Annotated in this window: 24 protein-coding genes and 2 pseudogenes; 20 read left to right on the top strand and 6 right to left on the bottom strand. The window is 70.9% G+C overall.

Annotation, left to right across the window (positions count from 1 at the left end; genetic code table 11):
* Window positions 1-68 precede the first annotated feature (68 nt).
* Together ACFYOH_RS16490 and hisS are read left to right on the top strand one after the other, a co-directional pair.
* Window positions 69-782, top strand: coding sequence for an MBL fold metallo-hydrolase (locus ACFYOH_RS16490; protein WP_388626177.1), 714 nt, complete (start codon window positions 69-71; stop codon window positions 780-782).
* Window positions 783-794: 12 nt separating this feature from the next.
* Window positions 795-2,057 carry a histidine--tRNA ligase gene (gene hisS / locus ACFYOH_RS16485; protein ID WP_388626175.1) on the top strand — a complete coding sequence of 421 codons (1,263 nt, stop codon included), beginning with the start codon at window positions 795-797 and terminating at the stop codon, window positions 2,055-2,057.
* A 43-nt stretch (window positions 2,058-2,100) separates the two neighbouring features.
* Here the strand turns inward: hisS and ACFYOH_RS16480 are convergent, their stop codons facing one another.
* The 4 genes and pseudogenes from ACFYOH_RS16480 to ACFYOH_RS16465 form a co-directional block, all read right to left on the bottom strand.
* Window positions 2,101-2,727 (bottom strand): response regulator, encoded by a 627-nt coding sequence (locus ACFYOH_RS16480; protein WP_388626174.1) that lies wholly within the window; start codon window positions 2,725-2,727, stop codon window positions 2,101-2,103.
* Window positions 2,724-3,971, bottom strand: a complete 1,248-nt coding sequence (locus tag ACFYOH_RS16475) for a sensor histidine kinase (RefSeq protein ID WP_388626601.1) — start codon at window positions 3,969-3,971, stop codon at window positions 2,724-2,726. Before ACFYOH_RS16475 ends, ACFYOH_RS16480 begins: the two co-directional genes overlap by 4 nt.
* Window positions 3,929-4,606, bottom strand: a pseudogene (locus ACFYOH_RS16470) (ABC transporter permease); the annotation flags it as partial. The pseudogene ACFYOH_RS16470 and the gene ACFYOH_RS16475, both read right to left, overlap by 43 nt.
* Window positions 4,605-5,057: pseudogene (locus ACFYOH_RS16465) on the bottom strand (ATP-binding cassette domain-containing protein); the annotation flags it as partial. The pseudogenes ACFYOH_RS16465 and ACFYOH_RS16470, both read right to left, overlap by 2 nt.
* A 144-nt stretch (window positions 5,058-5,201) precedes the next feature.
* Here ACFYOH_RS16465 and ACFYOH_RS16460 point away from each other — a divergent pair.
* The 3 genes from ACFYOH_RS16460 to rpsD all read left to right on the top strand — a co-directional run bounded on the left by ACFYOH_RS16460 (window position 5,202) and on the right by rpsD (window position 8,191).
* Window positions 5,202-5,858, top strand: coding sequence for a vitamin K epoxide reductase family protein (locus ACFYOH_RS16460; protein ID WP_388626172.1), 657 nt, complete (start codon window positions 5,202-5,204; stop codon window positions 5,856-5,858).
* Window positions 5,859-5,904: 46 nt separating this feature from the next.
* Entirely contained in the window at window positions 5,905-7,260 is a 1,356-nt protein-coding gene (locus tag ACFYOH_RS16455) for a replication-associated recombination protein A (RefSeq protein ID WP_388626171.1), read from the top strand.
* Window positions 7,261-7,576: 316 nt separating this feature from the next.
* On the top strand, window positions 7,577-8,191 hold the full coding sequence (gene rpsD, locus ACFYOH_RS16450) for a 30S ribosomal protein S4 (protein ID WP_055705441.1): 615 nt from the start codon (window positions 7,577-7,579) through the stop codon (window positions 8,189-8,191).
* A 540-nt stretch (window positions 8,192-8,731) separates the two neighbouring features.
* Here rpsD and ACFYOH_RS16445 read toward each other — a convergent pair.
* Window positions 8,732-10,921: an ATP-binding protein gene (locus ACFYOH_RS16445; protein WP_388626169.1), complete on the bottom strand. Its 2,190-nt coding sequence runs from the start codon at window positions 10,919-10,921 to the stop codon at window positions 8,732-8,734.
* Window positions 10,922-11,073: 152 nt separating this feature from the next.
* Here ACFYOH_RS16445 and ACFYOH_RS16440 point away from each other — a divergent pair, with 152 nt between their 5' ends.
* From ACFYOH_RS16440 to nusB, 13 genes are all read left to right on the top strand, one after another.
* Complete coding sequence (locus tag ACFYOH_RS16440) at window positions 11,074-11,508, top strand: DUF948 domain-containing protein (protein WP_209438828.1); 435 nt, start codon at window positions 11,074-11,076, stop codon at window positions 11,506-11,508.
* Between the two features lie 16 nt (window positions 11,509-11,524).
* Window positions 11,525-11,896: a hypothetical protein gene (locus ACFYOH_RS16435; protein ID WP_388626167.1), complete on the top strand. Its 372-nt coding sequence runs from the start codon at window positions 11,525-11,527 to the stop codon at window positions 11,894-11,896.
* A complete protein-coding gene (gene alaS / locus ACFYOH_RS16430) occupies window positions 11,896-14,568 on the top strand; it encodes an alanine--tRNA ligase (RefSeq protein ID WP_388626165.1) in 2,673 nt (890 codons plus the stop codon). Before ACFYOH_RS16435 ends, alaS begins: the two co-directional genes overlap by 1 nt.
* Before the next feature lie 25 nt (window positions 14,569-14,593).
* The gene (gene ruvX / locus ACFYOH_RS16425) at window positions 14,594-15,058 is read left to right on the top strand and encodes a Holliday junction resolvase RuvX (protein WP_388626163.1); all 465 of its coding nucleotides are present in this window, start codon (window positions 14,594-14,596) and stop codon (window positions 15,056-15,058) included.
* 121 nt (window positions 15,059-15,179) lie between these two features.
* A complete protein-coding gene (mltG, locus tag ACFYOH_RS16420; RefSeq protein WP_388626161.1) occupies window positions 15,180-16,847 on the top strand; it encodes an endolytic transglycosylase MltG in 1,668 nt (555 codons plus the stop codon).
* Window positions 16,828-17,667 (top strand): shikimate dehydrogenase, encoded by an 840-nt coding sequence (locus ACFYOH_RS16415; RefSeq protein WP_388626160.1) that lies wholly within the window; start codon window positions 16,828-16,830, stop codon window positions 17,665-17,667. The genes mltG and ACFYOH_RS16415 overlap by 20 nt, the downstream gene beginning before the upstream one ends.
* Window positions 17,668-17,830: 163 nt before the next feature.
* Complete coding sequence (aroC, locus tag ACFYOH_RS16410; protein WP_388626158.1) at window positions 17,831-19,015, top strand: chorismate synthase; 1,185 nt, start codon at window positions 17,831-17,833, stop codon at window positions 19,013-19,015.
* Between the two features lie 32 nt (window positions 19,016-19,047).
* Window positions 19,048-19,530, top strand: a complete 483-nt coding sequence (locus ACFYOH_RS16405) for a shikimate kinase (RefSeq protein WP_388626599.1) — start codon at window positions 19,048-19,050, stop codon at window positions 19,528-19,530.
* A complete protein-coding gene (gene aroB / locus ACFYOH_RS16400) occupies window positions 19,527-20,618 on the top strand; it encodes a 3-dehydroquinate synthase (protein WP_388626156.1) in 1,092 nt (363 codons plus the stop codon). The genes ACFYOH_RS16405 and aroB overlap by 4 nt, the downstream gene beginning before the upstream one ends.
* Window positions 20,619-20,793: 175 nt before the next feature.
* A complete protein-coding gene (locus ACFYOH_RS16395) occupies window positions 20,794-21,732 on the top strand; it encodes a Pro-rich N-terminal domain-containing protein (RefSeq protein WP_388626154.1) in 939 nt (312 codons plus the stop codon).
* A 93-nt stretch (window positions 21,733-21,825) separates the two neighbouring features.
* Entirely contained in the window at window positions 21,826-22,944 is a 1,119-nt protein-coding gene (locus tag ACFYOH_RS16390) for an aminopeptidase P family protein (protein WP_388626152.1), read from the top strand.
* Between the two features lie 49 nt (window positions 22,945-22,993).
* Window positions 22,994-23,560 carry an elongation factor P gene (efp, locus tag ACFYOH_RS16385; protein WP_014671526.1) on the top strand — a complete coding sequence of 189 codons (567 nt, stop codon included), beginning with the start codon at window positions 22,994-22,996 and terminating at the stop codon, window positions 23,558-23,560.
* 2 nt (window positions 23,561-23,562) lie between these two features.
* The gene (gene nusB / locus ACFYOH_RS16380) at window positions 23,563-23,997 is read left to right on the top strand and encodes a transcription antitermination factor NusB (RefSeq protein WP_388626150.1); all 435 of its coding nucleotides are present in this window, start codon (window positions 23,563-23,565) and stop codon (window positions 23,995-23,997) included.
* A gap of 157 nt (window positions 23,998-24,154) precedes the next feature.
* Here nusB and bldD read toward each other — a convergent pair whose 3' ends face one another.
* Window positions 24,155-24,658 carry a transcriptional regulator BldD gene (bldD, locus tag ACFYOH_RS16375; protein ID WP_043498969.1) on the bottom strand — a complete coding sequence of 168 codons (504 nt, stop codon included), beginning with the start codon at window positions 24,656-24,658 and terminating at the stop codon, window positions 24,155-24,157.
* A 253-nt stretch (window positions 24,659-24,911) separates the two neighbouring features.
* Here bldD and pyrR point away from each other — a divergent pair, with 253 nt between their 5' ends.
* Both pyrR and ACFYOH_RS16365 read left to right on the top strand, forming a co-directional pair.
* Complete coding sequence (gene pyrR / locus ACFYOH_RS16370; protein ID WP_388626149.1) at window positions 24,912-25,490, top strand: bifunctional pyr operon transcriptional regulator/uracil phosphoribosyltransferase PyrR; 579 nt, start codon at window positions 24,912-24,914, stop codon at window positions 25,488-25,490.
* A 90-nt stretch (window positions 25,491-25,580) separates the two neighbouring features.
* Window positions 25,581-26,561, top strand: coding sequence for an aspartate carbamoyltransferase catalytic subunit (locus ACFYOH_RS16365; protein WP_388626147.1), 981 nt, complete (start codon window positions 25,581-25,583; stop codon window positions 26,559-26,561).
* The last annotated feature ends 2 nt before the right edge of the window (window positions 26,562-26,563 follow it).

Here is a 26,563-nt window from a genome sequence, read left to right as displayed (position 1 = left end):
AACGGCAGCGCCGGTAGGCTCTGGACCACAGCTTGTGGCCATCCGTGTCGACACAACGAAGGACGATCGTGCTCATTGCCGGGTTCCCCGCCGGGGCCTGGGGGACGAACTGCTATCTCGTCGCCCCCGCCGCCGGTGAGGAGTGTGTGATCATCGACCCCGGCCACCAGGCCGCCGAAGGCGTCGAGGAAGCACTGAAGAAGCATCGGCTCAAGCCCGTCGCCGTCGTCCTCACCCACGGGCACATCGATCACGTGGCCTCGGTCGTCCCGGTCTGCGGCGCGCACGACGTGCCGGCGTGGATCCACCCCGAGGACCGGTACATGATGAGCGACCCCGAGAAGTCACTCGGCCGGTCCATCGGCATGCCCCTGATGGGCGAGCTGACCGTGGGGGAGCCGGACGACGTCCGCGAGCTGACGAACGGCACCACCCTCGAACTGGCCGGTCTGGAGTTCTCCGTCGCGCACGCGCCGGGCCATACCAAGGGGTCGGTGACCTTCCGGATGCCCGAGACCTCCGACATCCCGTCGGTGTTCTTCTCCGGGGATCTGCTGTTCGCCGGCTCCATCGGACGCACCGACCTGCCGGGCGGATCCATGGCGGAGATGCTCGAGTCGCTGGCCCGCGTGTGCCTGCCGCTCGACGACTCCACCGTGGTGCTGTCCGGTCACGGCCCCCAGACGACCATCGGCCAGGAGCGCGCCACCAACCCCTATCTGCGGCAGGTGGCGGCCGGCCAGGGAGCGCGGACCGACGACGCTCCCCGACGAGGAATGTGACGAGAGACTTCCGTGAGCACTTTCAAGGCCCCCAAGGGCACCTACGACCTGCTGCCGCCGGAGAGCGCCGAGTTCCTGGCCGTCCGCGAGGCGATCGCCGCGCCGCTCAGGAACTCCGGCTACGGCTACATCGAGACGCCCGGTTTCGAGAACGTGGAGCTGTTCGCGCGCGGCGTCGGCGAGTCCACCGACATCGTGACGAAGGAGATGTACGTCTTCGAGACCAAGGGCGGTGACAGGCTGGCCCTGCGCCCGGAGACGACCGCCCCCGTGCTGCGCGCGGTCCTGGAGGCCAACCTGCACAAGACGGGCAACCTCCCGGTGAAGGTCTGGTACTCGGGCTCGCAGTACCGCTACGAGCGCCCGCAGAAGGGCCGCTACCGGCACTTCTCCCAGGTCGGAGCCGAGGCGATCGGCGCGGAGGACCCGGCGCTGGACGCCGAACTGATCATCCTGGCCGACCAGGCGTACCGCTCGCTGGGCCTGCGAGACTTCCGGATCCTGCTGAACAGTCTGGGCGACAAGGAGTGCCGTCCGGTGTACCGGGCCGCGCTGCAGGAGTTCCTGCGCGGCCTCGACCTGGACGAGGACACCCGCCGGCGCGTCGACATCAACCCGCTGCGGGTCCTCGACGACAAGCGCGAGTCGGTGCAGAAGCAGCTGACCGGCGCCCCGCTGCTGCGCGACTACCTGTGCGACGCCTGCAAGGCGTACCACGAGGAGGTCCGCGAGCTGATCACGGCGGCGGGGGTGTCGTTCGAGAACGACCCGAAGCTGGTGCGCGGCCTGGACTACTACACCCGCACCACCTTCGAGTTCGTCCACGACGGCCTGGGCTCGCAGTCCGCGGTGGGCGGCGGCGGCCGCTACGACGGACTGTCCGAGATGATCGGCGGCCCCGCGCTGCCGTCCGTGGGCTGGGCCCTCGGCGTCGACCGCACGGTGCTCGCCCTGGAGGCGGAGGGCGTGGAGCTGGCCCTCCCGTCCACGACGTCGGTGTACGCCGTCCCGCTCGGCGAGGAGGCCCGCCGGGTGCTGTTCGCGAAGATCACCGAGCTGCGCAAGGTCGGCATCTCGGCGGACTTCAGTTACGGCGGCAAGGGCCTGAAGGGCGCCATGAAGAACGCCAACCGCAGCGGGGCGCGCTACGCGATCGTCGCCGGCGAACGCGACCTCGCCGAAGGCGTCGTCCAGCTCAAGGACATGGAGTCCGGCGAGCAGACGCCGATCGGCGTGAACGAGATCGTGGCGGAGCTGGAGTCCCGGCTCGGCTGAGTTCAGCGACGACAAGAGGGCGCCGGGCATTCCCGGCGCCCTCTCACTGTTCCAGCAACCCGTACCGCATCGCGCTGGTGACCGCTGCCCTCCGATCGTCGACTCCCAGCTTGCCGAAGACACGCAGCAGATGGGTCTTCACGGTCGACTCGCCGATGAACAGCCGGCGTCCGATCTCGGCATTGGTGCAGCCGTCGGCCACCAGGCGGAGGACCGCCGTCTCGCGCTCGGACAGCCGGGGACGTTCCGGCTTGGTGCGCAGCTGGTCGACCAGGCGGGCCGCCACCGATGGAGCCAGTACGGTCTCGCCCCGCGCTGCGGCCCGCACCGCGTCCGCCAGTTCCCGCCGCGGCAGGTCCTTGACCAGATAGCCCGCGGCGCCCGCCTCCACAGCCCGCAGGATGTCCCGGTCCGTCTCGTACGTCGTCAGCACGATCACCCGGCACGGCAGACCTGCCGCCGCCATCCGCACGATCGAGTCCACACCACCGCCGCCCGGCATGCGCAGGTCCATCAGCACGATGTCCGGGCGCAGTTCCGCCGCCAGCGCCTCGGCCTGCGGCCCGCTCACCGCGTCGCCGACCACCTCCAGGTCCGGTTCGGCGCTCAGCATGGCGCGCAGTCCCTCCCGTACCACGGGGTGGTCGTCGGCCAGGACGATCCGGATCACGGGGTCTCACTCCTTGCGGCGGAAGCCACGCCGCCGGGGACGGGCAGGCGTACGGTCACCGTCGTAGCGTCGCCGCTGCGGACGGTCGCCGTGCCGCCCACTTCGGCGGCGCGGGCGCGCAGCCCCGCCAGACCGTATCCACTCGGCACGGCGTCCGGGTCGAAGCCGCGGCCGTCGTCGTGGACGGAGACGGTCAGCGTGCCGTCGGCGTAGTCGAGCCGGACCCCGACCCGATCCGAACTCCCGGCGTGCTTCTGGGTGTTGGTCAGCGCCTCCTGGCAGGCGCGCAGAGCCACCACCTCCACTCCGGCCGGCAGCGTGCGCACCGGGCCGGTGACCTTGAGCGTCGCCTCGTGCCGGGCGGTCGGGCGGTCCAGCGCGTCCGGCAGCGAGGCTTCCGCCAGATCGGTCGGCGCGCCCCCGGCGACCAGCGCACGGGCCTCGGCGAGATTGCGGCGGGCCGTGTCGTCCATGAGGGCGAGGTGGCGGCGGGCCTGCGCGGGGTCCGTGTCGAGCTCGGCGTCCACGGCCTGCACCAGCATCAGCAGCCTGGTGAAGCCCTGGGCCAGGGTGTCGTGGATCTCCCGGGCGAGCCGTTCGGGCTCGGCGAGGGCCCCGAGCGCGCTGGACAGCCGTGCCACCTCGTGCCGGCTGGCGTCCAACTCCGCGATGAGTTCCGCCCGTTCCGCGCTCTGCTCGATGATCCGGATGATCCAGCCGCCGATCGCCAGGGAGAACATCAGGCCGACCACGGCGAACAGGGCGTTGGCGAAGAGATCCTCGGTGGCGGGCTGCCACAGCAGCGCCCAGCCCGCGACCGGGAGCAGGTTGACCACCGTGACCGTGACCAGCGCACCCCGTGCGCGCAGGGTCATGAAGCACTGGGGGATCAGGGCGAAGGACAGCAACCGGGTCTCGCCGGCCAGTACCCCCGACAGCAGGAACGGTGCCAACGCGCCGACCAGGTAGTACACGGCGCGGCGCTCGTCCGGCGGGTTCTGGCCCAGCAGCGGGCGGCCCACCAGCAGGTACCAGGGGACCAGCGGTACGAGCAGGCCGGCCGCGACGGCCCGGACCGGCCACACCGGGTGCTCCGCGCCCAGCAGCATGGCCAGCGTGGCCGCCCAGGTCAGCGCGAAGTACGCGTCCCAGACCCGGATCGACCGGTGCCGGGCATGGACGCCCCGGGCCCGGTCGCCCCTCACCCGTCGCGCCGGCTCTTCCACCGGAATGTCAGCAAGCACAGCACCAATCCTCCGACGCACCACGCGCCCAGCACCCACGCGATCCGCCCGAACTCCCAGGCGTGGGCCTGCTCCAGCATCTTCGCCGAGTCGGGCAGGAGCACCCCGCGCAGCCCCTGGCACAGCCACTTCAGCGGGAACACGGCGCCGATGTCGAGCATCCAGCCGGGAATGGTGCCGATGGAGATGTACACCCCGGAGACGAACTGGAGCAGCAGGAACGGCAGGACGACGACGGAGCTGGCGCTCTTCGCCGACTTCGGCACCGAGCTGATCGCGATGCCGAGCAGCGCGCACGCGGTGATGCCGAGCACGAAGATCCACGTGAAGTCCAGCCAGCGTCCGGCGTCGGACGGCAGATGGAGGTCGTAGAACGCCGTGCCGACGGCCAGCAGGATCGCGGTCTCCAGGACACCGGTGCACAGGACCAGCCAGATCTTGCCCAGGAAGTAGGCGGCGGGCGGCATCGGCGTGCCCCGCAGCCGCCGCAGCACCTTCTCGTCCCGCTCGACCGCGATGGAGATGCCGAGCGACTGGAAGCTCGTCGACATGATCCCGGAGGCCATCATCGCGGGCACGTACAGCTGGGAGGCGGTGATCCCGGTACCCCGGACGTCGTCGTGGAAGATCGACGATCACGCCGAGCACCACGTCGAGGCGGCGCCGCTGGCCGCCGGAGAGGGCCTTGATCCGGCTGTTCGCCTTCGCCTCCAGGCCGACCAGGCGGATGACCTCCTCCGGGTGGCGCGGACGCGGGTAGTAGCGGGCGAAGTGCCGTACCGTCTCGCGGACCGTCAACTCCGCCGGTGCCGATTCGTCCTGCCAGACGATCCCCACTCGGGACCTCCACGCGCGCGTGCCCGTCGCCGGGTCCGCGCCGAGGACGGACACCTCGCCCCCGTCCCGGTCCCGGTTGCCCTGGAGGATCTCCACCGTGGTGCTCTTGCCGGCGCCGTTGGGCCCGAGCAGGCCGAACACCTCACCGCGCCGGATGCCGAGATCGAGCCCGTCCACCGCGGTCACGTGCCCGTAGCGCTTGCGCAGCCCCCGGACGTCCACCGCGAGTTCGTTCACGTGTGCTGTCATGCCCCCGAGCATCGGCCGGAACCGAACGCTCCGTGACCACCGTGCGTACCTCCTTATGTCCATCGAACGGTGGACACACACGTGCGTGCGGCACAATGAGCCGTGCCCGAAGATGGTCCAACTCTCAAGTGACGGAATCGGCGGATGAGCAAGACGACAGTCAACGACGTCTCCACGGAGTCGGGTCCCGAGCGGGCCACCGATGCCCCGCGCGCGGTGGGCGGCAGCCGTGCCTTCGCCCTCCTGCTGGTGATCACCGGCGCGGCCGGACTGCTGGCCGCCTGGGTCATCACGATCGACAAGTTCAAGATCCTCGAGGCCAAGGTCGCGGGCAAGACCTTCACGCCCGGCTGCAGCGTGAACCCGGTCGTCTCCTGCGGCAGCGTCATGGAGAGCAAGCAGGCGGCCGTCTTCGGCTTTCCGAACCCCATGCTCGGCCTGGTCTGCTACGGCATCGTGATCTGCGTAGGCATGAGCCTGCTGGCCCGCGCCCGCTTCCCGCGCTGGTACTGGCTGACCTTCAACTTCGGCACGCTCTTCGGCGTCGGCTTCGTCACCTGGCTGCAGTTCGAGTCCCTGTACCGGATCAACGCGCTGTGCCTGTGGTGCTCGCTGGCCTGGGTCGCCACGATCACCATGTTCTGGTACGTGACCTCGCTCAACGTCCGCAACGACTTCCTGCGCGCCCCGCGCCGGCTGAAGTCCTTCTTCGGCGAGTTCACCTGGGTGGTGCCGGTCACGCACTGCGGCATCATCGCCATGCTGATCCTGACCCGCTGGGGCAGCCAGCTCTGGGCCTGACCCCCGGCCCGGCCGCGTTGTCAGTGGCGTGTCTTAGGGTTTCAGCGTGGAACCCGACCTCTTCACCGCCGCAGCAGAAGAACGCCAGGAGAAGGACCCGGCAGCCAGCCCCCTGGCCGTGCGGATGCGCCCGCGCAGCCTCGACGAGGTCGTGGGCCAGCAGCATCTGCTGAAGCCCGGCTCCCCGCTGCGCCGGCTGGTCGGCGAGGGCTCCGGCGGCCCGGCCGGACCGTCCTCGGTGATCCTGTGGGGTCCGCCCGGCACCGGCAAGACCACCCTGGCGTACGTCGTCTCCAAGGCGACGAACAAGCGGTTCGTGGAGCTGTCCGCGATCACCGCGGGGGTCAAGGAGGTCCGCGCGGTCATCGACGGTGCCCGCCGCGCCACCGGCGGCTTCGGCAAGGAGACCGTCCTCTTTCTGGACGAGATCCACCGCTTCAGCAAGGCCCAGCAGGACTCCCTGCTCCCGGCGGTCGAGAACCGCTGGGTGACCCTGATCGCGGCCACGACCGAGAACCCGTACTTCTCGGTGATCTCACCCCTGCTCTCCCGCTCCCTGCTGCTGACGCTCGAACCGCTCACCGACGACGACATCCGCGGCCTGCTGGGCCGCGCCCTGACCGACGAGCGCGGCCTGAAGGACGCCGTCGGCCTCCCCGAGGACACCGCGGAGCACCTGCTGCGCATCGCCGGCGGCGACGCCCGCCGGGCCCTGACCGCCCTGGAGGCCGCCGCCGGAGCCGCCCTCGACAAGGGCGAGAGCGAGATCAGCCTGGAGACGCTGGAGCAGACGGTCGACCGGGCGGCGGTGAAGTACGACCGCGACGGCGACCAGCACTACGACGTCGCCAGCGCCCTCATCAAGTCGATCAGGGGCTCCGACGTCGACGCCGCCCTGCACTACCTGGCCCGCATGATCGAGGCCGGCGAGGACCCCCGCTTCATCGCCCGCCGCCTGATGATCTCCGCCAGTGAGGACATCGGCCTGGCCGACCCGAACGCCCTGCCCATCGCGGTCGCCGCGGCCCAGGCCGTCGCGATGATCGGCTTCCCGGAGGCCGCCCTCACCCTCAGCCACGCCACTATCGCCCTCGCGCTCGCCCCCAAGTCCAACTCGGCGACCACCGCTATCGGCGCCGCCATGGAGGACGTCCGCAAGGGCCTGGCCGGCCCGGTCCCGCCGCATCTGCGCGACGGGCACTACAAGGGCGCCGCCAAGCTGGGCCACGCCCAGGGCTATGTGTACCCGCACGACCTGCCCGAGGGCATCGCCCAGCAGCAGTACGCCCCGGACGCCCTGAAGGACCGCGAGTACTACACCCCGGGCCGGCACGGCGCCGAGGCGCGGTACGCGGACGCGGTGGAGTGGACCCGCAAGCACCTTGGTCGCAGGCGGTCGTGAGCGCCCTGTAGACTTGCCCGAAGTGCTGAGTCCCGCGCAGTCAGAGCGGGACACCCGGCCGGAGTCCGGCCCCTGGGGCCAGTCCTCGGGAAAACGGACTCCAGGAGCGTCGCGCACCGTCGAACGGTGTCGCGGGCAGCCCACCACCACCCGGAGCCCCGGGACGGTCGGTGGGCCACTCGCGTGCTGCACGTATGTGCCCAGACCAGGGAAGCGGCTGCCCGGCAGGTCCCGCAGGGGCCCGGCGGGTTTTCCCGGCTGCGGATGCGACCTCCCTAACGCTGACGAGCCGAGAACTACGAAAGAGATTGAGACAGTGGCGAACCAGTCCCGCCCCAAGGTCAAGAAGTCGCGTGCCCTCGGCATCGCGCTGACCCCGAAGGCCGTCAAGTACTTCGAGGCCCGCCCCTACCCGCCGGGTGAGCACGGCCGCGGCCGCAAGCAGAACTCGGACTACAAGGTCCGTCTGCTGGAGAAGCAGCGTCTGCGCGCTCAGTACGACATCTCCGAGCGCCAGCTGGTCCGCGCCTACGAGCGCGCGTCCAAGGTCCAGGGCAAGACCGGTGAGGCCCTGATCGTGGAGCTCGAGCGCCGTCTCGACGCCCTGGTCCTGCGTTCGGGCATCGCCCGCACCATCTACCAGGCCCGTCAGATGGTCGTCCACGGCCACATCCAGGTCAACGGCCAGAAGGTCGACAAGCCGTCCTTCCGTGTCCGTCCGGATGACGTCGTGCAGGTCCGCGACCGGTCCAAGGACAAGACGCTCTTCACGATCGCCCGCGAGGGTGGCTTCGCCCCCGAGGGTGAGACCCCGCGCTACCTGCAGGTGAACCTCAAGGCCCTGGCGTTCCGCCTGGACCGCGAGCCGAACCGCAAGGAGATCCCGGTGATCTGCGACGAGCAGCTCGTCGTCGAGTACTACGCCCGCTGACCCCAGCCACGGCGTAACACCTCAGCCCGCCGTCTCCCCACCCGGCCCTGCCGGGCGGGCGAGGCGGCGGGTTCGCGCTTCCGCTCCTTCGGCCAGCACGGGCGGGTGCAGCCTGGCCGCACAGCACGGGCGGGTGCAGCCTGGCCACACCCCACGGCGAAGCCGCCCGGCGATACGCCCCACCCCGCCCCTGCGGCCCGCCGCCGCTACGGGTCTGCTGGCCCTGCGATCGGCCCCTTTGCGGTCTGCTGCTCCCGCGGTCCGCCGCTGCTACGGTCTGCTGCCCTTGCGCCCGCTGCTCCTGCTGTCTGCTGCCCTTGCGGTCCGCTGCCTCTGCGGTCCGCTGCCTCTGCAGTCCGCTGCCCCTGTGCTCCGCTGGCCCTGTGGTCCGCCGCCGCTACGGTCTGCTGCCCTGCGGTCCGCGGCCGCTGTGCTCGGCTAGCCCTGCGGTCCGTCGCCGCTACCGTCCGCTGCCCTGCGGTCCGCCGCCCCAGCGTCCCACCACCTCTACTGCCCACCGTCTCTACCGCCCACCACCCCCTACGTGGCGCGTGAGCCCCGTGCCGGGTCGGTGGCGGGCTCAGTGGATTCAGTGCGGTTGGCGGCTCCGCCGCCGTGCGGCATCGGTCCACGGGGAGTCGGCAGGGCGCCCAGTGGCCGTACCGGGCCACGGCCCAGTGCCCGGTCCACCGCTGTCGCGCGGTCCAGTCGGGCCCCTTCCGCAGCGCACTCCTCGTAGCGCGCGTCCCCCAGTGCCTGCCGTGCGATCGCCTCGCACTGATCGTGCGGCGCGTTAAAGTACGCCGAGCCGAACAGCGGCAGCCCCACAGACGGCCACATCCGGCCGGCCGCCCCCTGGAGCAGCGCCGCCTCGGCCGGTTCGCCCTGGGCCGCCGTCACCAGCGCCAGCAGCTCCATCGACAGCACCGAACCGAGCAGGTCGTGGAAGGCGTGCGCATTGGCCAGGCAGTCCGTGAGCAGTTCACGCGCCCTGTCCGGGGCGCCCTCCAGCCGGGCCGCGTACGCCAGCACGTACAGCGCGTAGGAGCGGGCCCAGCGCTCCCCGTGGTCCTCGCACACCCGGCGCACGTCCTCGCACAGCCGTACCGCGTCCGGCAGATCCCCCTGGAAGGCCCGTGCCATCGCCAGCTCCACCTGGCCCATCAGCACATTGCTGTTGAGCTCGCCGATCTCCTGATAGCGGTCCAGCGCCGACCGCAGCAGCGTTTCTGCACGGGCCAGGTCATCGGTGACCAGGGCCAGACAGCCGGTGCGGTGCTCGGCGTACGCCACCGCCGCCGGATCCGCGAACCGCTCGGCCTGCTCCCGGCACTCCCGCAGCGCCGCAAGCGCCGGCACGGTGTCGCCCTGGAGGATCGCCACATAGCCGAGCACCCACAGCGCCTTCAGCCGCGACTGCTCGTACCCCGACTCCAGCTCCACACTGCGCGCCAGCCAGCGGCGGCCCTCCGCGAGCCGCCCGCAGCCGACCCAGCAGAACCACAGCGACCCCGCGAGGTACTGGCCGAGATGGGCCTCCTCCGGCTCGGTCAGACAGAACTCCAGCGCCGCCCGCAGATTGGGCAGCTCCGCCTCCACCCGCGCGGCGACCTCGCCCTGCCGGGGCGAGAACCAGTCCAGCTCGCACCAGGTGGCCAGGCCCAGGTACCAGTCCCGGTGCCGTCTGCGCAGCCGGCCCGCGTCCCCGATTCCCTCCAGCCACTCGGCGCCGTAGGCCCGGACCGTGTCCAGCATCCGGTAGCGGGGGCCGGCCGGGGTCTCCTCGCGGGTCACGACCGACTGGGCCACCAGCTCCGACAGCACGTCCAGGACGTCCTCGGCCGGCAGCCCGTCCCCGCTGCACACGTACTCCGCCGCCTCCAGGTCGAAGGTCTGCGCGAACACCGAAAGACGCGCCCACAACAGCCGCTCGGCGGGCGTGCACAGCTCATGGCTCCAGCCGATCGCCGTGCGCAGCGTCCGGTGGCGGGACGGAGGGCCGCCGGGGACCGGGCGCGGGGCACCCTCCCAGCCGCTCGTGGCCAGCAGCCGGAACCGGTCGTCCAGCCGCTGCAGCAACTGCGCCGGCGACAGCGCCCGCAGCCGCCCGGCCGCCAGCTCCAGCGCCAGCGGGATCCCCTCCAGCCGCCGGCACAGCTCGCGCACCTCGGGGCCGTCGGACACCTCCAGGCCCTGCGCCCGGGCCCGGTCGGTGAACAGCTCCACCGCCTCGTCCTCGGCGAGCGGCGCCAGCGGGAACAGCCGCTCGCCCGCCAGCCCCAGCGGACGCCGGCCCACCGCCAGCACCCGCAGCCGAGGCAGCTTCCGCAGCAGCTCCGCCGTCAACTCGGCGCAGGCGTCCAGCAGATGCTCGAACCCGTCCAGCACCAGCAGGACCGGACGGCCGGCGAGACGCTCCAGCAGCGCCTCCCGGGGCGGCCGGGCGGTGTGGTCGGTCAGCCCCAGCGCCTCCGCCACCGCGTACTCCACGAACTGCGCATCGCGCACCGGCGCCAGCTCCACCCGCCCGGACCCGTCGGTCCACCCGGCGGCGAGCCGCGCCGCCAGCCGCGACTTGCCGACGCCACCGACCCCGGTCACGGTCACCAGCCGCGCCCCGCCGAGCAGGTCCGTCAACCCGGCGAGCTCGGGCCGGCGCCCGACGAACGCGGTCAGTTCCAGAGGCGGATCGCCGGCGGAGAACGGATCTGGGCGCTGAGGACCTCGCATGGGACACGGAGCGTACTGAAGTGTGTTCAATGCGTACAATCGCTTCCCGCAACTCCGTCCCTGCCGCCCGGTAATCCGGTACGGAGCCCAGGCAATGGCGCGATAGGCTCGGACACGACTTTTTCGATGGTGAGGCACGTTTCAGGGAGCGGGTGCGCACAGTGTCCGGTGGAGAGGTGGCCGGGATCCTGGTGGCCGTCTTCTGGGCGATCCTGGTCTCCTTCCTCGCGGTGGCTCTCGCGAGGCTGGCCCAGACGCTCAAGGCGACCACCAAGCTGGTGGCGGACGTGACCGACCAGGCCGTCCCGCTGCTCGCCGACGCGTCCCAGGCGGTGCGCTCCGCGCAGACCCAGATCGACCGCGTCGACGCGATCGCCTCCGACGTCCAGGAGGTCACGTCGAACGCCTCCGCGCTGTCGACCACGGTCGCCTCCACCTTCGGCGGCCCGCTGGTCAAGGTCGCGGCGTTCGGCTACGGCGTGCGCCGCGCGCTCGGCGGCCGCAAGGAGGACGTGCCCGCGAAGGCGCCCCGGCGTACCGTGATCGTGGGCCGCACGGTCCCTGCCGCACGACGCAAGCGGAAGTAAGGACTGAGACCGAGCGATGTTCCGCCGTACGTTCTGGTTCACCACCGGTGTCGCCGCCGGTGTGTGGGCGACCACCAAGGTCAACCGCAAGCTCAAGCAGCTGACCCCGGAGAGCCTCGCCGCGACCGCGGCGAACAAGGCCCTGGAGACCGGTCAGCGCCTGAAGGACCGCGCGGTCGTCTTCGCGCTGGATGTCCGCGACAACATGGCCCAGCGGGAGGCCGAACTGGAGGAGGCGCTGGGGATCCACGAGAACCCCGAACTCCCCGCCCCTCGGCGCTACACCGCCATCGAGAGCGACCGCAGCAACGACCACAGCGACAACCGCAGCACACCGAAGTACATCGAAGCCCCGATGTACTCGTACAACCGGAATGAGGACCACTGATGGAGTCGGCCGAGATTCGCCGCCGCTGGCTGAGCTTCTTCGAGGAGCGCGGGCACACCGTCGTCCCTTCGGCGTCGCTCATCGCGGACGACCCGACTCTGCTCCTCGTCCCCGCCGGCATGGTGCCCTTCAAGCCCTACTTCCTGGGTGAGGTCAAGCCGCCGTTCCCGCGCGCCACCAGCGTGCAGAAGTGCGTGCGCACGCCCGACATCGAAGAGGTCGGCAAGACCACGCGCCACGGCACCTTCTTCCAGATGTGCGGCAATTTCTCCTTCGGTGACTACTTCAAGGAAGGCGCCATCAAGTACGCCTGGGAGCTGCTGACCACGCCCCAGGACAAGGGCGGTTACGGCCTCGACCCCGAGCGTCTGTGGATCACCGTCTACAAGGACGACGACGAGGCCGAGCGCATCTGGCACGAGGTCGTCGGCGTGCCCAAGGAGCGCATCCAGCGCCTCGGCATGAAGGACAACTACTGGTCCATGGGCGTCCCCGGCCCCTGCGGCCCCTGCTCCGAGATCAACTACGACCGCGGCCCCGAGTTCGGCGTCGAGGGCGGCCCCGCCGTCAACGACGAGCGGTACGTGGAGATCTGGAACCTCGTCTTCATGCAGTACGAGCGCGGCGAGGGCACCGGCAAGGACAACTTCGAGATCCTCGGGGAACTGCCGAGCAAGAACATCGACACGGGCCTCGGCCTGGAGCGGCTCGCCATGATTCTGCAGGGCGTGCAGAACATGTACGAGATCGACACCTCCATGGCCGTCATCAACAAGGCCACCGAGCTGACCGGCGTCCGCTACGGAGACGCCCACGACTCGGACGTCTCCCTCCGTGTCGTCACCGACCACATGCGCACCGCCACCATGCTCATCGGCGACGGCGTCACCCCCGGCAACGAGGGCCGCGGCTACGTCCTGCGCCGCATCATGCGCCGGGCCATCCGCAACATGCGGCTGCTGGGCGCCACCGGTCCGGTCGTCAAGGACCTGCTGGACACCGTGATCCAGATGATGGGCCGGCAGTACCCGGAGCTGGTCACCGACCGCGAGCGCATCGAGAAGGTCGCCATCGCCGAGGAGAACGCCTTCCTCAAGACGCTGAAGGCCGGCACCAACATCCTCGACACCGCCGTCACCGAGACCAAGCAGGCCGGCGGTAAGGTCCTCTCCGGCGACAAGGCCTTCCTGCTCCACGACACCTGGGGCTTCCCGATCGACCTCACCCTGGAGATGGCCGCCGAACAGGGCCTCTCCGTGGACGAGGAGGGCTTCCGCCGCCTGATGAAGGAGCAGCGGGAGCGCGCCAAGGCCGACGCCCAGGCCAAGAAGACCGGCCACGCCGACATGGGCGCCTACCGCGAGATCGCCGACACCGCCGGCGAGACCGACTTCATCGGCTACACCGACACCGAGGGCGAGACCACGATCGTCGGCATCCTGGTCGACGGCCTCTCCTCCCCGGCCGCCACCGAGGGCGACGAGGTCGAGATCGTCCTCGACCGCACCCCGTTCTACGCCGAGGGCGGCGGCCAGATCGGCGACACCGGCCGCATCAGGGTGGACTCCGGTGCCGTCATCGAGGTCCGCGACTGCCAGAAGCCGGTCCCGGGCGTCTACGTCCACAAGGGCGTCGTCCAGGTCGGCGAGGTCACCGTGGGCGCCAAGGCCCACGCCTCCATCGACAACCGCCGCCGCAAGGCCATCGCCCGCGCCCACTCGGCCACCCACCTGACCCACCAGGCCCTGCGCGACGCCCTCGGCCCGACGGCCGCCCAGGCCGGTTCCGAGAACCAGCCCGGCCGCTTCCGCTTCGACTTCGGCTCCCCCTCCGCCGTGCCGACGGCCGTGATGACCGACGTCGAGCAGAAGATCAACGAGGTGCTCGCCCGGGACCTCGACGTGCACGCCGAGATCATGGGCATCGACGAGGCCAAGAAGCAGGGCGCCATCGCCGAGTTCGGCGAGAAGTACGGCGAGCGGGTCCGTGTCGTGACCATCGGCGACTTCTCCAAGGAGCTGTGCGGCGGCACGCACGTGCACAACACCGCCCAGCTGGGGCTGGTGAAGCTGCTCGGCGAGTCCTCCATCGGCTCGGGTGTCCGTCGTATCGAGGCCCTCGTCGGTGTGGACGCCTACACCTTCCTCGCCCGCGAGCACACGGTCGTCAACCAGCTGACGGAACTGCTCAAGGGCCGCCCGGAGGAGCTGCCCGAGAAGGTCTCCTCGATGCTCGGCAAGCTGAAGGACGCCGAGAAGGAGATCGAGAAGTTCCGCGCCGAGAAGGTGCTGCAGGCCGCCGCCGGTCTCGCCGAGTCCGCCAAGGACGTGCGCGGGGTGGCCGTCGTCACCGGCCAGGTCCCGGACGGCACCACGCCGGACGACCTGCGCAAGCTGGTCCTCGACGTGCGCGGCCGCATCCAGGGCGGTCGTGCCGCCGTGGTCGCCCTGTTCACGGTGAACAACGGCAAGCCGCTGACGGTCATCGCCACCAACGAGGCCGCCCGCGAGCGTGGCCTCAAGGCCGGTGACCTGGTCCGCACCGCCGCCAAGACCCTCGGCGGCGGCGGTGGCGGCAAGCCGGACGTCGCCCAGGGCGGCGGTCAGAACCCGGCCGCCGTCGGTGAGGCCGTCGACGCCGTAGAGCGGCTCGTCGCCGACACCGCCAAGTGACGGCGAAGTAAGGAAACGGTCGGAAATGCGCAGAGGACGTCGACTTGCGATCGACGTCGGGGACGCCCGGATCGGGGTCGCCTCGTGCGACCCCGACGGGATCCTCGCCACCCCGGTGGAGACGGTCCCCGGCCGGGACATCCCCGCCGCCCACCGCCGGTTGCGTCAACTGGTGGAGGAGTACGAGCCGATCGAGGTCGTCATCGGACTCCCTCGCTCCCTCAAGGGGGGCGAGGGCCCGGCCGCCGTCAAGGTCCGCGCCTTCGCCCAGGAACTGGCCAAGGGCATCAAGCCGGTGCCGGTCCGGCTGGTGGACGAGCGGATGACGACCGTGACGGCCAGTCAGGGGCTGCGCGCCTCGGGCGTGAAATCGAAGAAGGGCCGCGCGGTCATCGACCAGGCGGCCGCGGTCATCATCCTGCAGCAGGCGCTCGAATCCGAACGAATGTCAGGTAAAGCACCCGGCGAGGGCGTCGAAGTGGTCATCTGATCGCGATACGGTAACGTTCCGCGCGATGTGCCGGTGTTCGAACAGCCGGCACACAGCAAGAGGCGGAACGGAAGCGGGCCCACCGGCCGCGTGACCGGTCAGCCGCGGCTCTAGGGGATCGATGACTGAGTATGGCCGGGGCCCAGGCCCCGAACCGTGGCATCCGCAGGACCCGTTGTACGGGGACGGCGGATGGGAAGGGCAGCAGGCCGACAGCGGCCAGCAGCCTGCCTACGGCGGCCAGCCGCAGCAGTACTACCCGCAGCAGCCGCAGTACGGCGACTGGAGCCAGCAGCCCCAGCAGGGGTACGGCCATGAGCAGTACCCGTACTACGACGAACAGGGCCATCAGCAGTACGTCGGCCAGACCCCGCAGCAGTACCAGCACCAGGGCGGCTGGGACGCGGCCGGCGGCCAGGGCCAGATGCCGTACCCCACCGACCCGGGCGACCCCTATGGCCAGCAGCCCCATGCCTACGACGGGCAGCAGCCCGATTTCTACGGCACCGAGGACGCGTACCCGCCACCGCAGCCGCCCGGCCGCAGGCGCCCCGAACCGGAACCCGAGCCCGAGGACACGCCCGAGGAGGAGGCTCACCCCTTCTTCGCGGGCGGCGGCGATGACGACGACGAGGAGCACGAGCTCCAGAGCCGCAGCGACCGGCGCGGCAAGGGGAAGAAACCCGGCAAGAAGGGTCAGAAGCGACGCAGCGGCTGTGCCTGCATGGTCGTCGTCCTGGTCCTCGGCGGCGGCGTCGCCACGGCGGGTTACTACGGCTACCAGTTCTACAAAAATCGTTTCGCCCCGGCGCCCGACTACACGGGCGACGGCATCGGCCAGACCGTGGTGGTCGAGATTCCCAAGGGTGCGGGCGGCTGGGACATCGGCAACCGCCTGAAGCAGGCCGGGGTCGTCAAGAGCGCCGAGGCGTTCGTGCATGCGCAGAGCACCGTCCCGGGCGGTGGCACCATCCAGGCCGGCGCGTATCTCCTGAAGAAGGAGATGTCCGCCGCCAGCGCCGTGAAGATGATGCTGGACCCGAAGAGTCAGAACAATGTCATCGTGACCCCGGGCGAGCGCAACGCGGGGGTCTACGCGGCCATCGACAAGAAACTCCAACTCGCCGACGGAACCACCCAGACCGTTGCCCAGAAGGAATACAAGAGCCTCGGCCTGCCGAGCTGGGCACAGAACACGCAGTACGCCGGCGAGATCAAGGACCCGCTGGAGGGCTTCCTCTTCCCGGGTACCTATCCGGCCGCCAAGGGCATGAAGCCGGACAGCATCCTCAAGGAGATGGTCGCGCAGGCCAAGTCCAGGTACGACGCCCACGGTCTCACCGCGAAGGCCCGGGCGCTGGGCCTGAACAACGCGTTCGAGCTGGTCACGGTCGCGAGCCTGGTGCAGGCCGAGGGCAAGACGCAGGACGACTTCCGCAAGATGGCGGAGGTGGTCTACAACCGCCTCAAGCCCACCAACACCGAGACGAACCAGTACCTGCAGTTCGACTCGACCTACAACTACATCAAGGGCACCAGCCACATCCACATCTCTCTCAAAGAGATCAACGGCAACCACAGCCCGTACAACACCTACACCCACAAGGGACTCCCGCCCGGCCCGATCGGCAACCCCGGCGAGGACGCGCTGAACGCGGCACTGGATCCGACTCACGACGGCTGGATCTATTTCGTCGCGACGGACGGAGTGAACAACACCGAATTCGCCAAGACCCTTGCCGAATTCCAGCGCCTCAAGGACAAGTTCAATGCCAACTCGGGCAACTGACGCCCGCCGCGCCGCCGTGCTCGGTAAGCCCATCGCCCACTCGCTCTCCCCGGTACTGCACCGCGCCGCGTACGACGAACTCGGGCTCGCCGACTGGTCGTACGACCGCTTCGAGGTGGACGAGGCCGGTCTGCCCGGCTTCTTCGAGAAGCTCGGGCCCGAGTGGGCGGGGCTGTCGCTGACCATGCCGCTGAAGCGGGCGGTCATCCCGCTGGTGGACGAGATCAGCGAGACGGCCGCCTCCGTGGACGCGGTCAACACGGTCGTCTTCGCCGAGGACGGCCGCCGCGTCGGTGACAACACGGACATCCCGGGCATGGTGGCCGCCCTGCGCGAGCACGGCGTCGAGCAGGTCGACTCCGCCGCGATCCTCGGCGCCGGCGCCACCGCCTCCTCCGCCCTCGCCGCGCTCGCCCGGATCTGCACCGGCGAGGTCGTGGCCTACGTCCGCAGCGAGGCCCGCGCCGCCGAGATGCGCCAGTGGGGCGAACGGCTCGACGTGGAGGTGCGTACGGCGGACTGGGCCGACGCAGAGCGGGCGCTGCGCGCCCCGCTGGTGATCGCCACCACGCCCGCCGGCACCACCGACGCCCTGGCCGCCGCCGTACCCGAGCGCCCCGCCACCCTCTTCGACGTGCTCTACGACCCCTGGCCCACCGTGCTGGCGGCCCGCTGGTCCATGTTCGGAGGTGCCGTGGTCAGCGGCCTCGACCTGCTGGTCCACCAGGCCGTGCTGCAGGTCGAGCGGATGACCGGCCGCTCCCCGGCGCCCCTGGAGGCCATGCGCCGCGCCGGTGAGAAGGCACTCGCCGGCCGCTGATCGCTTCACCACGTCCGCCTTGTGGACCGGCGTCCGGATTCCGGCCCCGGACGTGGGAGGATCGGAGGTGGCGGGCCGGGGCCGCGCACCCGGTCGCGCCGTCGCCGTACGCGAGGACGCGTGTACGCCGGGCAGTACCGGGCGCGAACACTGAGGAGCACCGTTGAGCAGGCTGCGTTGGCTGACCGCGGGGGAGTCCCACGGTCCCGCACTTGTCGCGACGCTGGAGGGCCTTCCCGCCGGCGTGCCGATCACCACGGAGATGGTGGCGGACCACCTCGCGCGGCGGCGGCTCGGCTACGGCCGCGGTGCGCGGATGAAGTTCGAGCGTGACGAGGTCACCTTCCTGGGCGGTGTCCGGCACGGTCTGACGCTGGGCTCCCCGGTCGCGATCATGGTGGGCAACACCGAGTGGCCCAAGTGGGAGCAGGTCATGGCGGCCGACCCGGTCGACCCGGAGATCCTCGCGGCTCTGGCCCGCAACGCGCCGCTGACCCGCCCGCGTCCCGGCCACGCCGACCTCGCCGGCATGCAGAAGTACGGCTTCGACGAGGCCCGCCCGATCCTGGAGCGCGCCTCCGCCCGCGAGACCGCCGCCCGGGTGGCGCTGGGCGCGGTGGCCCGGTCGTACCTGAAGGAGACCACGGGCATCGAGATCGTCTCGCACGTCGTCGAGCTGTGCTCCGTGAAGGCTCCGCAGGGTGTGTACCCCACCCCGGCCGACGTCGAGAAACTGGACGCCGACCCGCTGCGCTGCCTGGACGCGGACGCCTCGAAGGCGATGGTCGCGGAGGTCGACCAGGCCCACAAGGACGGCGACACCCTCGGCGGTGTGGTCGAGGTCCTGGCCTACGGCGTCCCGGTCGGTCTCGGTTCGCACGTGCACTGGGACCGCAAGCTGGACGCCCGGCTCGCCGGTGCCCTGATGGGCATCCAGGCGATCAAGGGTGTCGAGCTCGGCGACGGCTTCGAGCTGGCCCGGGTGCCCGGCTCCAAGGCGCACGACGAGATCGTCAGCACGCCCGAGGGCATCAAGCGCGTCTCCGGCCACGCCGGCGGCACCGAGGGCGGCCTGAGCACCGGCGAGCTGCTGCGGGTGCGGGCCGCGATGAAGCCGATCGCGACCGTGCCGCGCGCCCTGCAGACCGTGGACGTCACGACCGGCGAGGCCGCCCAGGCCCACCACCAGCGCTCCGACGTCTCCGCGGTGCCCGCCGCGGGCATCGTCGCCGAGGCGATGGTCGCGCTCGTCCTGGCGGACGCGGTCGCCGAGAAGTTCGGCGGCGACTCCGTGGCCGAGACCCGGCGCAACGTGCGGTCGTACCTCGACAACCTGCGGATCCGGTGAGCGTCGTGCCCGCCGTCGTACTGGTCGGCCCGATGGGCGTCGGCAAGTCCACCGTCGGGCGGCTGCTCGCCGAGCGCCTCGGGCTCGGGTACCGGGACACCGACGAGGACATCGTCGCCCACGAGGGCCGCACCATCGCCGAGATCTTCGTCGACGAGGGCGAGCCCGCCTTCCGTGCCATCGAGAAGCGGGCCGTGCACGCCGCGCTCGCCGAACACGAGGGGGTCGTCGCGCTCGGCGGCGGGGCGGTCCTGGACGCCGACACGCGCGCGCTGCTCGCCGGGCACCGGGTGGTCTACCTCTCCATGGACGTGGAGGAGGCCGTCAAGCGCACCGGCCTGAACGTGGCCCGGCCGCTGCTCGCGGTCAACCCGCGCAAGCAGTGGCGCGAGCTGATGGAGGCCCGGCGGCACCTGTACGAGGAGGTCGCCACCGCCGTCGTGGCGACGGACGGCCGTAGCCCCGAAGAGGTCACCCAAGCAGCGCTGGACGCACTGGAGTTGAAGGAAGCATGAGCGAGTCAGTCACCCGGATCCAGGTCGCCGGCACCGCGGGCACCGACCCCTACGAGGTGCTGGTCGGGCGTCAACTGCTCGGTGAGCTGGGCGGGTTGATCGGTCCGAAGGCCAAGCGGGCCGCGGTGATCCACCCCGAGGCGCTGGCCGAGACCGGTGACGCGCTCCGCGCCGACCTGGCCGAGCAGGGCTACGAGGCGGTCGCCATCCAGGTGCCGAACGCGGAGGAGGCCAAGACGGCCGAGGTCGCGGCCTACTGCTGGAAGGCGCTCGGCCAGTCGGGCTTCACCCGCTCCGACGTCGTCGTCGGCGTGGGCGGCGGTGCGACCACGGACCTCGCCGGCTTCGTCGCCGCGACCTGGCTGCGCGGGGTGCGCTGGATCGCCATCCCGACCACCGTGCTCGCCATGGTGGACGCGGCGGTCGGCGGCAAGACCGGCATCAACACCGCCGAGGGCAAGAACCTCGTCGGAGCCTTCCACCCGCCGGCCGGCGTCCTGTGCGACCTGGCCGCGCTGGACTCGCTCCCGGTCAACGACTACGTCTCCGGGCTCGCCGAGGTCATCAAGGCCGGCTTCATCGCCGACCCGGGGATCCTGGACCTGATCGAGTCCGACCCCGTGGCCGCCCGGACCCCCGAGGGCCCGCACACCGCCGAGCTGATCGAGCGCTCGATCCGGGTGAAGGCGGAGGTCGTCTCGTCGGACCTGAAGGAGTCGGGCCTGCGCGAGATCCTCAACTACGGCCACACGCTCGGCCACGCCATCGAGAAGAACGAGCGCTACAAGTGGCGGCACGGCGCGGCGGTCGCGGTCGGCATGCACTTCGCCGCCGAACTCGGCCGTCTGGCGGGCCGGTTGGACGACGCGACGGCGGACCGCCACCGGACGGTCCTGGAGGCGGTCGGCCTTCCGCTGCACTACCGCTACGACCAGTGGCCCAAGCTGCTGGAGACGATGAAGATCGACAAGAAGTCCCGTGGCGATCTGCTGCGCTTCATCGTCCTCGACGGCCTGGCCAAGCCGACCGTCCTGGAGGGACCGGACCCGGCGGTCCTCCTCGCCGCGTACGGAGAGGTCGGCCAGTAGGTCCCCCTTCGCTCCGTCCGCCCGGTTCCGACCTCGACTTCCTTTGCGGAACGGGCACTTCGGGCCGCCCCCGGCCGTTTCACCAATCGACGGCGGGGGACGGTACCGTTCGGTAGGCAGCGGGTTCACCCCCGCTGCCAGCACGAACTGCCTGTACGAGACGGAGTGGCAACGGATGCAGCACGCAGTGGGGTCTCCGCTGCCGCCGCCCCACCAGCCGGGGCAGGTGCCGAACGCCGGCTGGGCGTCGGCCGCACACCACCCGGGCCCGCGCCCGGGAGCCGCCCAGGGGCCCGCCCCCGTGCCCCCGCCGCCGGGCTTCCCGGCCCCGACCGGCGCAGTCCCGCCCACGCCCCCGCGACCCCCGGCGCCCCAGCCCGCGCAGCCTGTCGCGCCTCAGCCTCACCCCCCGCAGCCCCCCGCGCCCCAGCCCCCGGCCTCGCAGCCCGCTGCCCCGCCGGCCCCCGATACCACCGGCCACGTCCCGCTGCCACCCGGCGGCCCCGTCGGCGTGCCCACGGCGCCCCCTGCCCCCGCCGCGGCGCCCGACCCGGCGACGACCACGCTGGCCGTGCTGCTGATCGGCCCGGCCGGCGCGGGCAAGACAAGCGTCGCCAAGTACTGGGCGGACCACCGCCGCGTGCCCACCGCGCACATCAGCCTGGACGACGTCCGCGAATGGGTGCGCTCCGGCTTCGCCGACCCCCAGGCCGGCTGGAACGACAACTCCGAGGCCCAATACCGCCTGGCCCGCCGCACCTGCGGCTTCGCCGCCCGCAACTTCCTCGCCAACGGCATCTCCTGCATCCTGGACGACGCGGTCTTCCCGGACCGCCCGGTCGTAGGCCTCGGCGGCTGGAAGCGCCACGTCGGCCCGGGCCTGCTGCCCGTCGTTCTCCTTCCCGGTCTGGACGTCGTCCTGGAGCGCAACGCCGAACGCACCGGCAACCGCCGCCTCACCGACGAGGAGGTGGCCCGCATCCACGGCCGCATGGCCGGCTGGTACGGCTCGGGCCTCCCGATCATCGACAACTCCCAACTGGACGTCCCGGGCACGGCGAGGGTCCTGGACGAGGTCCTGGCGAGGGCAATAGCCAGCCCACCCAGCTGGTGAACTAGGGGCAAGTGGTCCCACCCCCACCTGCTCCGCACCCCACTCGGCCCCCACAAATCGGCACAACCGCCATAAAACTCCTACGCTCATCTCATGTCAGAGGTGTACGCGACCCGCCGATCCCGGCTGAGAGACCACTTCACCGCGGCCGGCACCGCGGCAGCGCTCGTCACCCGCCCAGCCAACGTGCGCTACCTCGCCGCCGCAGCCCCGCAGGGCTCCGCGCTGCTGCTCGGCAAACGCGAGGACCTCCTCGTATGCATCGGCCAGCCCGACGACCGGCCCTCCGAGGGCCGTCCGGACGAGAGCCTGCGCCTGCATGTCATCTCGCCGAACGGCGTCGGCACCGGCGGCGACGCCGCGGTCGTGGCGGCGGACCTGGCCGCGGCACAGGACGCCGACTCCCTGGCCGTCGAGGAACACCACCTCACGGTCACCCGGCACAGAGCGATCGCCTCGGTCGCCCCCACGCTCCGCCTCGGCGACCTCGGCGGAGCGGTCGAGCAGCTCAGGGTGGTCAAGGACGAGGAGGAGATTTCGTGCCTACGCATCGGCGCCGAGATCGCCGACCAAGCCCTCGGTGAACTGCTGGAGTCCATCCTGGTCGGCCGCACCGAACGGCACCTCGCCCTGGAGCTGGAGCGCCGTCTGGTCGACCACGGCGCCGACGGCCCGGCCTTCCCGACCTCGGTCGCGACCGGACCGAACTCCGGCCGCCGCGGGCACCGCCCCACCGACCGGCGGGTGGAGGAGGGCGACTTCCTCACCGTGTGCCTGGGCGCGACCTACCGCGGCTACCGCTGCGAGATCGGCCGTACCTTCGTGATCGGCACCTCGCCCGCCGAGTGGCAGATCGAGCTGTACGACCTCGTCTTCGCCGCCCAGCGCGCCGGACGCGAGTCCCTGGCACCCGGCGCCGCCTATGGCGATGTGGACCGGGCGACCCGCCAGGTACTGGACTCCGCCGGCTATGCGGAGGCACTGCCACCGCTGACCGGACACGGCGTCGGACTCGAAATCGACGAGGACCCGCAGTTGGCCCCCGCCGCCATGGGTAAACTGGACGCTTGCGTGCCGGTCACCGTCGAACCTGGGGTCCACCTCCCGGGCCGGGGCGGTGTCCGGATCGATGACACGCTCGTCGTACGCCCCGAGGCGGACGGCGGACCCGAGCTACTCACCATCACGACCAAGGAGCTGCTCGCCCTGTAGGCAGTGGCGTGCGCCGGGGTCGTACGTCAGTCCAGGAGATTCCGCAACCGTGGCTTCCACGAACGACCTCAAGAACGGCATGGTGCTCAAGCTCGAAGGCGGCCAGCTCTGGTCCGTCGTCGAGTTCCAGCACGTCAAGCCCGGCAAGGGCCCGGCCTTCGTGCGCACCAAGCTGAAGAACGTGCTGTCCGGCAAGGTGGTCGACAAGACCTTCAACGCCGGCGTCAAGGTCGAGACCGCCACTGTCGACAAGCGCGACATGCAGTTCTCGTACATGGACGGCGAGTACTTCGTCTTCATGGACATGGAGACCTACGACCAGCTGCACATCGACCGGAAGGCCGTCGGCGACGCCGCGAACTTCCTCGTCGAGGGCTTCACCGCCACCGTCGCGCAGCACGAGGGCGAGGTTCTCTTCGTCGAGCTGCCCGCCGCGGTCGAGCTGACCATCGCCGAGACCGAGCCGGGCGTCCAGGGCGACCGCTCCACCGGTGGCACCAAGCCCGCCACCCTGGAGACCGGCCACCAGATCCAGGTCCCGCTCTTCATCACCACCGGTGAGAAGATCAAGGTCGACACCCGTACGAGCGACTACCTCGGCCGGGTGAACAGCTAACCGTGGCTGCCCGCAACACGGCCCGCAAGCGCGCCTTCCAGATCCTCTTCGAGGGCGACCAGCGCGGCGCCGACGTCCTGACGGTCCTCGCGGACTGGATCCGGCTGTCCCGGTCCGACACCCGGCAGCCGCCGGTCAGCGAGTACACGATGCAGCTGGTCGAGGGCTACGCCGAGCACACGCGGCGGATCGACGAGCTGATCGCCCAGTACGCGGTCGGCTGGACGCTCGACCGGATGCCGGTCGTGGACCGCAACATCCTGCGGCTGGGCGCGTACGAGCTGATCTGGGTCGACGAGACCCCGGACGCCGTCGTCCTGGACGAGATGGTGCAGCTGGCGAAGGAGTTCTCCACCGACGAGTCGCCGTCGTTCGTCAACGGCCTGCTCGGCCGGCTGAAGGAGCTCAAGCCGTCCCTGCGCCGGGACGAGGCGTAAGGCCGCCCCGGTACGACAATCGCCGGAGGGCCCGCAGCATGCCTCTGCTGCGGGCCCTCCGGCGTTTCCTCAGCGCACGGAAAAGGCCGCCGGGCTGTCCGGAACCGCAAAGTTCCGGCCACCCCGGCGGCACGTTTCTGCTCAGATGTCGAGCGGCTCAGCTCTCCTCGTGCGCGGCCACCGCGCGGCGCGCGTCCGCGTCCAGGACACCCCAGCTGATCAGCTGCTCGGTGAGGACCGAGGGGGACTGGTCGTAGATGACGGCGAGTGTGCGCAGGTCGTCCTGGCGGATGGAGAGCACCTTGCCGTTGTAGTCGCCGCGCTGGGACTGGATGGTGGCCGCGTAGCGCTGCAGGGGGCCCGCCTTCTCGGCCGGCACGGTGGCCAGCCGCTCCAGGTCCAGGACCAGCTTCGGCGGCGGCTCGGCGGCGCCGCCCGGCGTGGTGCCCGGCAGCAGTTCCTGCACCGGAACGCCATAGAAATCGGCCAGCTCGGCGAGCCGCTGCACGGTCACCGCACGGTCGCCACGCTCGTACGACCCCACCACCACGGCCTTCCAGCGACCCTGGGACTTCTCCTCGACACCGTGGAGGGAAAGGCCCTGCTGGGTGCGGATGGCCCGGAGCTTGGCCCCGAGCTGTTTGGCGTATTCGCTGGACATATAGCTCCCCGGACACTGTGTCGACGCGGCCGGACTGGGTTCCCGCCGCGCGGCTGGTAACTCACTGTGAGGTTACGCAGCGTGACTCTGCTGCGTCAAGCCGAATGGTCCACACCGACTCTTCCGTGGAAGCGCCGGCCGATTGCGCCAGGGGGGTGATCGGGGGCCGCCCGATGACCTGCTAGGGTGGTTGGCGCAAATCAGACGTCCTTTAAGGTCCGTCCCGTGAGGCGGAGAAGGAGGTCCTTTCCGTATGGACAAGCAGGACTCGCACGCCACCCCGCACGCGTCCGATGCGCGGCCCGTTCTCGAGGGCCCCGACATCGCGCGGGTGCTGACCCGTATCGCCCACGAGATCGTCGAGCGCGCCAAGGGCGCCGACGACGTGGTGCTTCTCGGCATTCCGACCAGGGGCGTCTTCCTCGCCCAGCGGCTCGCCGTCAAGCTGGAGCAGATCACCGACCGCAAGGTGCCGGTCGGCTCGCTCGACATCACCATGTACCGCGACGACCTGCGCATGCACCCGCCGCGTGCGCTGGCCCGCACCGAGATCCCCGGTGACGGCATCGACGGCAAGCTGGTCGTCCTCGTCGACGACGTGCTCTTCTCCGGCCGTACCATCCGCGCCGCCCTCGACGCCCTGAACGACATCGGGCGCCCCCGCGCGGTCCAGCTCGCGGTCCTGGTCGACCGCGGCCATCGCGAACTGCCCATCCGTGCCGACTACGTCGGCAAGAACCTCCCCACGTCGCTGCGGGAGACGGTCAAGGTCCAGCTCGCCGAGGAGGACGGTCGCGACACCGTGCTGCTCGGTGTGAAGGCCGGCCAGTAGCAGATCCGGCGCAGGGCCGCTCCGGCGTGCCCACCTGCGCAGCGGATTGCCTGAATTCTCCCGACTGAACTGCCTTACGGAGCCTGACAGATGCAGCGTCATCTCATCTCGGCCGCCGACCTCACCCGCGACGACGCCGTCCTGATCCTCGACACCGCCGAGGAGATGGCCCGGGTCGCCGACCGGCCGATCAAGAAGCTGCCGACCCTGCGCGGCCGCACGATCGTCAACCTCTTCTTCGAGGACTCCACGCGCACCCGGATCTCCTTCGAGGCCGCCGAGAAGCGCCTGTCCGCCGACGTCATCAACTTCTCCGCCAAGGGGTCGAGCGTCTCCAAGGGCGAGTCCCTGAAGGACACCGCCCAGACCCTGGAGGCCATGGGCGTCGACGCCGTCGTCATCCGGCACGGCGCCTCCGGAGCACCGTACCGCCTGGCCAACTCCGGCTGGATCGACGCCGCGGTCATCAACGCCGGCGACGGAACCCATCAGCACCCCACCCAGGCCCTGCTGGACGCCTTCACCATGCGCCGCCGGCTGATCGGCCGGGACACAGGCCTCGGCCAGGACCTGTCCGGCAAGCGCATCACCATCGTCGGCGACGTCCTGCACAGCCGGGTCGCCCGCTCCAACGTGGACCTGCTGCACACCCTCGGCGCCGAGGTCACCCTGGTCGCCCCGCCCACCCTGGTGCCGGTCGGCGTCGAGACGTGGCCGTGCGAGGTGTCGTACGACCTCGACAGCACGCTGCCCAAGTGCGACGCGGTGATGATGCTCCGCGTCCAGCGCGAGCGGATGAACGCCGCCTTCTTCCCGACCGAGCGCGAGTACTCCCGCCGCTACGGCCTCGACGGCGACCGCATGGCCCGGCTGCCCGAGCACGCCGTCGTGATGCACCCCGGCCCGATGGTGCGCGGCATGGAGATCACCGCCGAGGTCGCCGACTCGGACCGCTGCACCGCCATCGAGCAGGTCGCCAACGGCGTGTCCATCCGGATGGCCGTGCTGTACCTGCTGCTCGGCGGGAACGAGCCTGCCGTCACCCACGCCCGCACCAACGAGGAGAAGTAAGA

Origin of the sequence: Streptomyces sp. NPDC007856, assembly GCF_042868225.1 — a bacterium.
GTDB lineage: Bacteria > Actinomycetota > Actinomycetes > Streptomycetales > Streptomycetaceae > Streptomyces.
The sequence above is the reverse complement of the archived record's forward strand: the minus strand, read 5'-3'. Positions and strand labels throughout refer to the sequence as shown.